The following is an 11,308-nucleotide window of genomic DNA, read 5'->3' as shown; positions in this document are numbered from 1 at the left end:
AGATGTCGCAATCCACACCGAACCCGGAGGCCCTCCCTCATTCCAAGATCATCCGATCACGTGTCGGACCGTTCGCAACGTCTCGGGCCAGTACAGCTAGCCGCCCCGCCTGTGCCAAGGCCGCGTCCACCTCGTCGGACTTGCTGACCACCCGGTCCAGTTCGGCGACAACCTCTTCGAACGACGCCACGTGCGCTCCCGTCCCCCTGTCAGGTTCGCCCAGGAGACGTGTTCAGACCACCGCAATCCCACAAACACCAAAAAGCCCGGCCCCGCCAATCGGCGGAACCGGGCCCTTCAGAACAATCAAGCAGGACTCAGAAGTCCATGCCACCAGCGTCAGGCGCGGCCGGAGCAGCGTTCTTCTCCGGCTTGTCCGCGACGACAGCCTCAGTCGTCAGGAACAGCGCGGCGATCGACGCGGCGTTCTGCAGCGCGGACCGGGTGACCTTGGCCGGGTCGATGATCCCAGCCTTGATCAGGTCCTTGTACTCGCCGGTCGCGGCGTCCAGACCCTCGCCGGCAGGCAGGGACTTGACGCGCTCGACCACGACGCCGCCCTCGAGGCCGGCGTTGATGGCGATCTGCTTCAGCGGAGCCTCGACCGCGACCTTCACGATGTTGGCACCGGTCGCCTCGTCACCGGTCAGACGCAGACCGGCGAACGCAGCCTCGGCGGCCTGCAGCAGCGCGACGCCACCACCGGCGACGATGCCCTCTTCGACGGCAGCCTTCGCGTTGCGAACGGCGTCCTCGATGCGGTGCTTGCGCTCCTTGAGCTCGACCTCGGTGGCCGCGCCGGCCTTGATGACGGCAACGCCGCCAGCCAGCTTGGCGAGGCGCTCCTGGAGCTTCTCGCGGTCGTAGTCGGAGTCCGACTTCTCGATCTCGGCGCGGATCTGGTTGACGCGGCCCTGGATCTGCTCGGCGTCACCCGCACCCTCAACGATGGTCGTCTCGTCCTTGGTGACGACGACCTTGCGGGCCTTGCCCAGCAGCGAGATGTCGGCGTTCTCCAGCTTCAGGCCGACGTCCTCGGTGATGACCTGGCCACCGGTGAGGGTGGCGATGTCCTGGAGGATGGCCTTGCGGCGGTCACCGAAGCCAGGCGCCTTGACGGCGACGGACTTGAAGGTGCCACGGATCTTGTTGACGACCAGGGTCGCCAGGGCCTCGCCCTCGACGTCCTCGGAGATGATCAGCAGCGGCTTGCCGCCCTGCATGACCTTCTCCAGGAGCGGGAGCAGGTCCTTGACCGTGGAGATCTTGGAGCCGAACAGCAGGATGTACGGGTCCTCGAGGGTCGCTTCCTGACGCTCGGGGTCGGTCACGAAGTAACCGGAGATGTAGCCCTTGTCGAAGCGCATGCCCTCGGTGAGCTCCAGCTCGAGCCCGAGGGTGTTGCTCTCCTCGACGGTGATGACGCCTTCCTTGCCGACCTTGTCCATCGCCTCGGCGATGAGCTCGCCGATCGTGGGGTCAGCAGCGGAGATGGACGCGGTAGCAGCGATCTGCTCCTTCGTCTCGATCTCCTTGGCGGCCTTCAGGAGCTGCTCGGCAATCGCCTCGACGGCCTGCTCGATGCCGCGCTTGAGGCCGAGCGGGTTCGCACCCGCGGCCACGTTGCGCAGGCCCTCGCGGACCAGAGCCTGTGCCAACACCGTCGCGGTGGTGGTGCCGTCACCAGCGACGTCGTCGGTCTTCTTCGCGACCTCCTTGACGAGCTCGGCCCCGATCTTCTCCCACGGGTCCTCGAGCTCGATCTCCTTCGCGATGGAGACACCATCGTTGGTGATGGTCGGCGCGCCCCACTTCTTCTCGAGCACGACGTTGCGGCCCTTGGGGCCGAGCGTCACCTTGACGGCGTCAGCGAGGATGTTCATCCCGCGCTCGAGACCGCGACGGGCTTCCTCGTCGAACGCAATCATCTTGGCCATTGCGGTGTGTTCCTCCGCCTTTGTGGATTCTGGGCCACTGCGGGCACACGCCCACAGCGGAACACGGTGCGAGTGGCCAGGTTGGTGCCCGCGACGGACGACTCCCCCGTTTGATCAACGGGAGTGCCTCACCGCCCTAGCTCACTTCTTTGGCACTCGACCTAGCCGAGTGCTAGTTCGTGTTTAGCACTCGGGCACGGCGAGTGCAAGCGAACCCGGGGCGAACTCAGCGGGACGTGCGCACCGGCACAGAGGTGGGCAGCGGCTTCTTCGAGGTCGGCTCGTCGCCGATGTTGAGCGTCGGTGAGGAGTTCGTCTTGGGCTGACGTGCGGGCTCGTCGCCGGGCGTCAGGATGATCACCACGATGATGATCACCACGATGGCGACCGCGGCCGCGATGACCGGCGCCAACCAGGCCGGACGCTCCTTCTTGCCCGACGTGAACGCGCTCACGCCCACCTGGTTCGGCGGGCGCAGCCGGACCGGGTCCTGCAGCCCCTGCTGCTGGTAGCCGCCCTGGTACGGACCCTGCTGTCCCTGGTGCCCGGACATCTGGGCGGGCATCGGACCGGACTGCGGCGACTGCGCCGGGATCGAGCCGGACTGCGGCCCGAGTTGAGCGGGAGCCGAGCCCTGCGCGACCCCGGCGAGAGCGACGCGCGCGGCGTTGATCAGCTCCGCGCAGCTCGCGTACCGCTGCTGCGGGTCCTTCGAGGTGCCACGGCGGATCACGTCGTCGATCGCCGGCGGCAACGCCACGAGGTGCGACAGCGCGGGCACGATCTGACCGAGGTGACCGGCGATGACCTCCTGCACGCCGCCCTGGAACGGCGGACGGCCGGAGAGGCACGCGAACAACATGCAGGCCAGCGCGTACTGGTCGGTGCGGCCGTCGACGGGCTCGCCGCGCAGGTGCTCCGGCGCCGCGTAGGTCGGCGAGCCGAGGAAATCACCCGTTCGAGTGCGGTGGCCGGTGGCGCCGCGGCGGGTGAGGCCGAAGTCGGCGACGTAGACGTGCTCGCGCGTGCCTTCCTTGGTGGTCACCAGGACGTTGGCGGGCTTCACGTCTAGGTGCACGAGCCCCTTGCCGTGCAGCATGTCGAGCGCTTCGGCGACCTGCGCGAGCAACGTGAGGGTGCGGGCCGGGGTGAGCGGCCCCTCCTTGATGTGACCGGAGAGGTCCTGGCCGTCCACCAGCCGCATGGCGATGTAGAGCAGGCCTTCGACCTCGTCGAAGTCGTACAGCGGCACGATGTTCGCGTGGTCGATGGCGGAGGTGTTGCGCGCCTCGTCGACGAACCGCTCGCGGAACTCCGCGTCGGGTGCGAGGTGCTCACCGATGACCTTGAGCGCGACTTTCCGGCCCAGTCTCACGTCCGTGGCCCGATAGGTCACGCTCATGCCACCGCGGCCGAGCACGCCGTCGATCCGGTAATGCGCGATTCGCCGCCCGCTCAGGTCTTCCGACACGCCAGGCAGCCTAACGTCCGGTCAGATCAGCGTGCCGGGGGTTGGCCGAAGCTGTGATCAGGTCGTCTTCTATCCAGCGCGGCGCACGTCCGACGCCTGGCTGCGCCCGTCCCGCCCGGCCTGCACCTCGAACTCCACGCGATCTCCCTCGGAGAGGGTCCGGAAGCCTTCCATCTGGATCGCCGAGTAGTGCACGAACACGTCGGGCCCGCCGTCGGTTGCGATGAAGCCGTATCCCTTTTCGGAGTTGAACCACTTGACGGTACCGAGAGCCAAGGCGTCCTCCTTCAGATCACGCAAGCAGAACGCAACGCTAAGAGAAGAAAAGTCACGCGGATACCTCCTTACGGAGTCATGAACGAGAGCTGACTCCGTTGGCGCGCAACCAGGTGGTGAGCCGGCGAGGTCCGCGCGTCTGGGTCAGCACGGCACCCGGACCGGCGAAGTCGAACACCAGGCCCTCACCGGTGGGAATGGATTGCACGCCATCAGGTGCGGAAGGCCGCAGCCGGCATTGCACGGTGTCCGCGAACGCCACCACGTGATCGCTGCTGATGGTCACGGCCTCACCCGCGGCGAGCGTCACGAGGTCGAGCGCGCCGTAACAGGCGAGCACCACCGCGCCCTGGCCGTGCGCGTAGTTCAGGAAGCCTTCGTGGCCGCCGAAGAGCGCCTTCATCGGCGGCGCCTCCGGGTTCATCGCCACCGTGCTGCTCGACGCGATCCAGCTCTGCCGGGCGAGGCACCAGCCGTTCGCGCCGTCGAGCTCGACGAGGTGCAGGTCGCCGGGCAGCACCGGGGCCGCGTCGATCCAGCCGCCTTCCGGGCCCGCCGTGCACAGCGCCACCGCCTTGTCGCCCGCGCCCTTCACCTCGACCGAGAGCCCGTAGCTCGTGGCCGCGATGGTCAGCGGGTCGACCAGGACCAGCTCGCCGGGCGCGAGAACGAGTCTCGCCACGCCGAACGTCGGTGTGTGCCTGGTCCGGACCTGCACGAACAACACCTCCGAGGATGAACTCCGGTCAAGCGATCGTCACGACCACCTCGACGTTGGCAGTATGCAGTCGTGTCCCCCACCACTGTCGCCGAACACCGCCAGCGCGTCGCGGAGCTCGTCGGGCTCATGCCCGTGCTGCAGCTGCCGCTCGACGAGTGCCTCGGCCTGGTGCTCGCCGCCGATGTCATCGCGCCCGTCTCCCTGCCGCCGTTCGACAACTCCGCGATGGACGGGTACGCCGTGCGCGCCGCGGACCTCGCCGAGACCCCGGTCCGCCTCCCGGTCGCCGACGACATCCCCGCCGGTCGCACCGAGCTGAACGCGCTGGAACCCGGCACGGTGCAGCGGATCATGACCGGCGCCCCGGTGCCGCCCGGCGCCGACGCGGTGGTCATGGTCGAGGTGACCGACGGCGGCACGGACGTCGTGACGATCAACGCCACCGCGCAGGCAGGCCAGAACATCCGGATCGCGGGCGACGACGTGCAGAAGGGCGACCCGGTGCTGCTCGCGGGCACCGTCCTGCGCCCGGCCCAGCTCGGTCTCGCGTCCGCGCTCGGCCTCCCCGAACTCCCGGTGCACCGCCGCCCGCGCGTGCTGGTCCTGTCCACGGGCTCCGAGCTGGTCGAGCCCGGCCAGCCGCTGCTGCCGGGCCAGATCTACGAGTCGAACGGCATGATGCTCGCTTCCTCCGTGCGGGACGCGGGCGGAATCGCGGTGCAGCTGCGGTTCGTGCCGGACGACGTGGACGCGTTCCACCGCGCGTTGACGCCCTATCTCGGCTCGGTGGACGTGCTGGTGACGTCCGGCGGGGTCAGCGCGGGCGCGTACGAGGTGGTCAAGGACGCGCTGGCCAGCCACGACGTGCGGTTCACCAAGGTCGCGATGCAGCCGGGCGGGCCGCAGGGCGCCGGCACCTACGAGGGTCTGCCGGTGCTGACGCTGCCGGGCAACCCGGTGAGCGCGCAGGTGTCGTTCGAGGTCTTCGTGCGGCCCGCGCTGCTGGCGTCGATGGGACACACCCAGGTCGAACGGCCTGCCGCACGGGCAACCGTGTCGTCTCCGCTGACGTCTCCAGCAGGGAAGACGCAGTTCCGGCGCGGCCTGTACGACCCGTCGTCCGGTCAGGTCGTGACGCCGGTCGGCGGGCCGGGGTCGCACCTGCTGTCCGCGCTCGCGCTGTCGAACTGCCTGATCGAGGTGCCGCAGGACGTCACCGAGCTGGCGGCGGGAGCCGAGGTCACCATCAGATACCTGCAGTAGGACGGAGAGCTGGGGGATGAGAGCGGCACTCGCACTGGTGATGCTCGCGGGCTTCTTCGTGCTCGCGGTGGCGCTGGCGGGCGGCCTGACGGCGATCGCGATCTGGCGGTTCTCGATCGGCGATCCCGAGGGCGGCGTCTGGATGCTCGTCGTCGCGGTCGGGCTGGGCGGCCCCGCGCTGTGGGCGACGCTGCGGGCGTTGTTCGCGCGTCCGGAGCCGAGCGGGTTCCAGATGGCCCGCGAGACGTACCCCGAGCTGTGGCGGCACGTGGACGAACTGGCGCAGGTCGCCGGCACCCGCGGCCCCGACGACATCCGGCTCGTGGACGGCGCGAACGCGGCCGTGTGGGAACGCCGTGGCGTGCGCTACCTCGAACTGGGCCTGCCGCTGGTCGCCGGGCTGAGCGTCGGCGAGCTGCGGTCGGTGCTGGCGCACGAGTTCGGCCACTACGGCGGCGGCCACACCCAGCTCTCGGCGATGACCTACCGAGCCAAGCTCGCGCTGCAGCTCTCCCTGAGCGGCGACCGGGTGTTCGGGCTGCTCAGCGCGTGGGCGCACCTCTACGCGCTGGTCGCCGCGTCGGAGAGCCGTGACCACGAGCGGTTCGCCGACGAGGTCGCCGTCACCGCGGCGGGCCGGGACGCGGCGCGCAGGGCGTTGTTGCGCAGCGGACCCGTCGGCGAGGCGTGGAGCGACTACCTCACGTCTTATGTGTCGCTCGCGCTTCTAGCGGGACGCACACCGCCGTTGCTCGAAGGCTTCCGTTCGTACCTAGACCACCCACGGCGCGTGCACGAGCTGCGCGAGTTGGAACGCAGGATGGCCGAGCTCGAACCGACGTCGGTGTTCGACAGCCACCCGCCGATCCGCGAGCGGGTGGCCACCATGGCCCTGCTGACCGGCGGCGACGCCCCGATCGACGAACGGCCGGGCTGGACGTTGCTGGCGGGCATCCCGGCGGAAGCGGCGTCGCTCCTCATCGGCGTGCAGGGCCCGCCCGCGACGTGGGCCGAGCTCGTCGCGCTGAGCGGCCCGGCCCAGGTGCGCCGCTACGCCGACGCGCTGCGGCACGCGGGCAAGGTGAGCAAGGTCGGCGGGACGCTGGCCGACGTGCTGGCGGCGCTGGAACGGGGTGAGCTGCACCAGCTCACCGGCCGGCCGGTCGACGCCTCGCTGACCGCGGAGCAGGTGCACGAGGCGGCTGTCGAAACCGTGACGGAACTGCTCGCCTGCACCGTCGCTGACCAGCTGGTGTCGGCTAATCGCGCGACGCTGGAACTCAACTGGGGCGGGATGTTCGTGCTGCGGCTGCCCGACGGAGCTGCGCTCTACCCGGAAGATCTCGTCGAACCCGCGGTCCGTGACGCTAATCGGGTGCCGGAAGTGCGGCTCCAGCTGCAAGCAATTGGCGTCAACGGACTGTGACGGAACGCTCACCCAGCGACGTTGTTCACCCCATGTGACGGGGATTACACTGCCCGCAGGTGCCGGTCGGCGCGTGCATTCGTCGGGGGATGCACGAGCCGACCGGCCACTTGCTTTTCCGGCGGTCCCGATGGGTGGTTTGGCGTGTTGGCGTAGCGTGATGCCGCCCGACAAACCACGGAAGCTACGGAACCCAAAGACACGATGAGCAGCGAGAAGCCCGTCTCTCACTTCCTCGAACTCGCGCGCGGCATGGTGCCGCCGATGCACCCGGCCGGTCGGCCGTTCGTCGCCGGCGCGGCGATCGCGACCCTCCTCGTCCGGCTGCGCTTCAAGCGGCTCGGCGTCGTCCTGGCCCTGGTCACGGCCTGGGTTGCGTGGTTCTTCCGCGAGCCGAAGCGCGTGACGCCGACCCGCCCGAACCTCGCGGTCGCTCCCGCCGACGGCACCGTCTCGCACGTCGTCGACGCAGTGCCGCCGGCCGAGCTCGGCCTGGGCACGCAGCCGATGACGCGCGTCAGCGTGTTCCTCTCGGTGTTCGACGTGCACGTGCAGCGCGTGCCCGCGGACGGCGAGATCGTCCAGGTCTCGTACCACCCCGGCAAGTTCCTCTCGGCCGACCTGGACAAGGCGTCCGAGGAGAACGAGCGCAACACCGTGTGGCTGCGCACCGTCGACGGCCACGACCTCGTCGTCGTGCAGATCGCCGGCCTGGTCGCGCGCCGCATCGTGTGCGAGGTCGCAGAGGGTGAGAAGGTCACCGCGGGCCAGACCTACGGCCTGATCCGCTTCGGTTCGCGCGTGGACCTCTACGTCCCGCGCGGCAGCCGTGTCCTGGTCGAGGCCGGCCAGCGCACGATCGGCGGCGAGACCGTTCTCGCCGAACTCCCGGAGGCCTGATGGCGCCCAGCGGGCCCGGTGTTCGCCTCCTGCCGAACGCCATCACGGTCCTCGCCATGTGCTCGGGCCTGTCCGCCGTGCACTTCGCGAACGTCGGCATGTGGGGCGCGGCCATCGCGTCGATCGCGGCAGCAGCCGTGTTCGACGGTCTCGACGGTCGCATCGCCCGCATGCTGGACGCGACGTCGAAGATGGGCGCCGAGCTCGACTCGCTGGCCGACGCCATCTCCTTCGGCGTGGCACCCGCGCTCGCGATCTACCTCTGGAAGTTCGAGGGCAGCAGGGCCGGCTGGGTCATCGCACTGATCTTCGCGGTCTGCATGGTGGTCCGCCTGGCGCGCTTCAACACGTTGCTGGAGAAGGAACAGCCGCCGTTCGCGAAGGAGTTCTTCGTCGGCGTCCCCGCTCCGGCAGGCGGCCTGTTGCTGCTGCTGCCCCTGATCATCGAGGAGCAGGTGCGCACCGACGGCTGGTGGAACGAGCCGCTCGTCGTGGGCATCTGGACGGTCATCGTCGCGATCCTGCTGGTGTCGCGAATCCCGACCCTGTCCGTGAAGACCGTGAAGGTGCCGCCGCGCGCGGTGGCCCCTCTGCTGGTCCTGATCGGACTGCTCGCCGCCGCGATCATCACGTACCCGTTGGTGGCACTGATCATCGCGATGGTCATCTACCTCGGGCACCTGCCGTACTCGGTGCGCCGGTACATGTGGCTGTCCAAGCACCCTGAAGCCTGGACCGTCACGGGCGTAGAGCGCCGCGCCATCAAACGCGCACACGGCGTGGCCGCCCGCCGCCTGGGCCTGCGCCAACCACTGCACGGCCGTGTGGCCGGTGCCGCAATGCGCGCAGTACGCCGCCCGCGCCGCGACGCCTCCACCGCCGCCGCAGCAGAAGGCGCAGCCCCCACCGCCGGCAACCGCAGGCGTTCCTGGCGCCAGCTGGGCCTTCGCCGTCACCACAAGCCGTAACAGCTCGCTCTGACCACGGGCCGGACACGTTCATCGTGTCCGGCCCGTAGTTTTCGCACCGGCACTAGAGTCGACGACGTGATCACGCTGACGGCTCGCCTGTCCCCGTCCGCTCTGGACACCCGGCGCGGCGTAGTCCGCCTGCACCCCGAGGTGCTCGACGCCTTGGGCCTGCGCGCCTGGGACGCCGTGAAACTGACCGGCGCCCGCGTGAGCGCCGCCCTCGCCGCCGCCGGCGACCACCCACCGGGCATCGTGCTGGTGGACGACGTCACGCTGACCAACCTCGGCATCGTCGAAGGCTCCGAAATCGTCGTGGCCCCGGTCGACGTGGCCGGCGCCCGCTCGATCACCGTCGCCGGCTCCCGCCTGGCCACCACCGCCCTCACCCCGGATCACGTCCGCATGGCGTTGACCGGCAAGGTCCTGACCGTGGGCGACAGCGTCTCGCTGCTCCCCCAGGACCTGGCCCCGCCACCCGGCGCGAACGTCTCCGAAACGCGGCAAAAGCTCTCCAACGCCATCGGCATGACGTGGACCAACGAGCTGATCACCATCACCTCGACCGACCCGTCGGGCCCAGTAGCCGTCCAGCCGTCCAGCGTCGTGGGCTGGCGCTCAGCCTCAGCCCCGGCTGCCGAAGTAACCCCGGTGGTGGTCCAGGAAAAGCACGACGCCCTCCCCCTGACCGACCTGGTCGGCCAAAAAGACCAGGCCCGCCGCCTCACCGAATGGCTGGAACTCATGTTCCGCCAACCAGAACTCCTCACCCGCCTGGGCGCCTCCGCCCGCCTGGCCGCCATGATCAGCGGCCCGGAAGGCGTCGGCAAAGCAACCCTGGTCCGAGCAGTGGCGCACTCGGTGGGCGCCACAGTCGTGGAACTGGCCGCCCCGAGCATCTCGGTCCTGGAACCAGGCTCGGTGGCCAAACAACTGGGCGACGCGATCTCCAGCGTCCCCGAACACCCCACCGTCCTGCTGCTGACTGACATCGACGCCCTGCTCCCCACCACGCCCCCGCCAGTGGCAACAGTCGTCCTGGACATCCTTCGCACCGCCGTCTCCCGCCCCAACCTGGCCCTGGTCGTCACCTCAGCCCGAGCAGAGTCGGTGGACGCCCGCCTGCGAGCCCCCGACCTGGTAGACCGCGAACTGACCCTGCCCCTCCCCGACGGCGCCACCCGAACCGAACTCCTCCGCGTCCTGCTGCGCGACGTCCCCCTGGAGTCCGATGTGGACTTCGGCGCAGTGGCCGAACGCACCCCGGGCTTCGTAGCCGCCGACCTCTGCGCCCTGCGCCGAGAAGCAGCCGTACGAGCAGCCCTGCGCCAACGCGAAGTAGCAGAACCCCGCGTGGGACAAGAAGATCTGCTGGCCGCCCTGGGCACCGTCCGCCCGATCTCGATGTCCGCCTCGGACACAATCCAAACCGGCGGCCTCACCCTCGACGACGTGGGCGACATGACCGAGGTCAAACAGGCCCTGACCGAAGCCGCCCTCTGGCCCCTGCGCTACCCGGACTCCTTCGCCCGCCTGGGCGTAGAACCCCCACGAGGCGTCCTCCTCTACGGCCCCCCGGGATGCGGCAAAACCTTCCTGGTCCGCGCCCTGGCAGGCTCCGGCCAACTGAACGTCCTGACCGTCAAAGGCGCCGAACTGATGGACAAGTTCGTAGGCGAGTCAGAACGAGCAGTCCGCGAACTCTTCCGCCGAGCAGCCGACGCCGCCCCAGCCCTGATCTTCCTCGACGAAGTCGACGCCCTGGCCCCACGCCGAGGCCAATCCTCCGACGCAGGCGTAGCCGACCGAGTAGTAGCCGCCCTGCTGACCGAACTGGACGGCGTAGAACCCCTCCGCGACGTAGTGGTAATCGCCGCAACCAACCGCCCAGAACTGATCGACCCGGCCCTCCTCCGCCCAGGCCGCCTGGAGCGCCTGGTCAACGTCCCACCACCAGACGCCGACGCCCGAACCGAAATCCTCAAGGCCTCGTCCCGCAACACCCCACTGGCCGAGGACGTAGACCTGGCAGCACTGGCAGCCGAGCTGGACATGTACTCAGCAGCAGACTGCGCAGCCCTAGTACGCGAAGCAGCCCTAACGGCAATGCGCGAATCCCTGGACGCAGCCGAAGTAACGCAAGACCACCTGGCAAAGGCACGCAAGGTAGTGCGCCCGTCACTGGACCCAGCCCAGCTGGCAGCGCTAGCGGCATACGCAGCAAAGCGCTCTTAGAGCTATTCGCGAGCGTTTCCGGCGGTGGGGTCCCGTCACGAGTCGCGCTGAAGCTCTTGCCGCGCACGAGGAGGGGTGTCAACTCGACACGCTTTTCGTCGAGTTGACACC

Annotated in this window: 10 protein-coding genes; 5 read left to right on the top strand and 5 right to left on the bottom strand. The window is 69.3% G+C overall.

Going from position 1 to position 11,308, the window contains the following annotated elements; all coding sequences use genetic code 11:
• Positions 1-37: 37 nt before the first annotated feature.
• The 5 genes from ACWGE0_RS45215 to ACWGE0_RS45195 form a co-directional block, all read right to left on the bottom strand.
• Entirely contained in the window at positions 38-190 is a 153-nt protein-coding gene (locus tag ACWGE0_RS45215; RefSeq protein ID WP_452267019.1) for a hypothetical protein, read from the bottom strand.
• A 127-nt stretch (positions 191-317) separates the two neighbouring features.
• Positions 318-1,937, bottom strand: coding sequence for a chaperonin GroEL (gene groL, locus ACWGE0_RS45210; protein ID WP_396424077.1), 1,620 nt, complete (start codon positions 1,935-1,937; stop codon positions 318-320).
• Between the two features lie 226 nt (positions 1,938-2,163).
• On the bottom strand, positions 2,164-3,408 hold the full coding sequence (locus ACWGE0_RS45205; protein ID WP_452267018.1) for a serine/threonine-protein kinase: 1,245 nt from the start codon (positions 3,406-3,408) through the stop codon (positions 2,164-2,166).
• Between the two features lie 69 nt (positions 3,409-3,477).
• Positions 3,478-3,684: a cold-shock protein gene (locus ACWGE0_RS45200; RefSeq protein ID WP_030470913.1), complete on the bottom strand. Its 207-nt coding sequence runs from the start codon at positions 3,682-3,684 to the stop codon at positions 3,478-3,480.
• Between the two features lie 76 nt (positions 3,685-3,760).
• Entirely contained in the window at positions 3,761-4,402 is a 642-nt protein-coding gene (locus tag ACWGE0_RS45195) for an AIM24 family protein (protein WP_452267017.1), read from the bottom strand.
• A 72-nt stretch (positions 4,403-4,474) separates the two neighbouring features.
• Between ACWGE0_RS45195 and moeA the strand changes: the two genes are divergently transcribed.
• The 5 genes from moeA to ACWGE0_RS45170 all read left to right on the top strand — a co-directional run bounded on the left by moeA (position 4,475) and on the right by ACWGE0_RS45170 (position 11,197).
• Complete coding sequence (gene moeA, locus ACWGE0_RS45190; protein ID WP_452267016.1) at positions 4,475-5,668, top strand: molybdopterin molybdotransferase MoeA; 1,194 nt, start codon at positions 4,475-4,477, stop codon at positions 5,666-5,668.
• Between the two features lie 16 nt (positions 5,669-5,684).
• Positions 5,685-7,094 carry a M48 family metalloprotease gene (locus tag ACWGE0_RS45185; RefSeq protein ID WP_452267015.1) on the top strand — a complete coding sequence of 470 codons (1,410 nt, stop codon included), beginning with the start codon at positions 5,685-5,687 and terminating at the stop codon, positions 7,092-7,094.
• 204 nt (positions 7,095-7,298) lie between these two features.
• A complete protein-coding gene (locus ACWGE0_RS45180; protein ID WP_439662944.1) occupies positions 7,299-7,994 on the top strand; it encodes a phosphatidylserine decarboxylase in 696 nt (231 codons plus the stop codon).
• On the top strand, positions 7,994-8,962 hold the full coding sequence (gene pssA, locus ACWGE0_RS45175) for a CDP-diacylglycerol--serine O-phosphatidyltransferase (protein WP_452267014.1): 969 nt from the start codon (positions 7,994-7,996) through the stop codon (positions 8,960-8,962). The genes ACWGE0_RS45180 and pssA overlap by 1 nt, the downstream gene beginning before the upstream one ends.
• Positions 8,963-9,040: 78 nt before the next feature.
• The gene (locus ACWGE0_RS45170; protein ID WP_452267013.1) at positions 9,041-11,197 is read left to right on the top strand and encodes an AAA family ATPase; all 2,157 of its coding nucleotides are present in this window, start codon (positions 9,041-9,043) and stop codon (positions 11,195-11,197) included.
• The last annotated feature ends 111 nt before the right edge of the window (positions 11,198-11,308 follow it).

It is taken from the genome of Lentzea sp. NPDC054927 (assembly GCF_053610285.1).
The sequence above is the reverse complement of the archived record's forward strand: the minus strand, read 5'-3'. Positions and strand labels throughout refer to the sequence as shown.

Coding starts and splice junctions, on each gene's coding strand:
- pssA (WP_452267014.1), top strand. CDS start 7,994: ATGGCGCCCAGCGGGCCCGGTGTTCGCCTCCTGCCGAACGCCATCACG.
- ACWGE0_RS45185 (WP_452267015.1), top strand. CDS start 5,685: ATGAGAGCGGCACTCGCACTGGTGATGCTCGCGGGCTTCTTCGTGCTC.
- groL (WP_396424077.1), bottom strand. CDS start 1,937: ATGGCCAAGATGATTGCGTTCGACGAGGAAGCCCGTCGCGGTCTCGAG.
- ACWGE0_RS45180 (WP_439662944.1), top strand. CDS start 7,299: ATGAGCAGCGAGAAGCCCGTCTCTCACTTCCTCGAACTCGCGCGCGGC.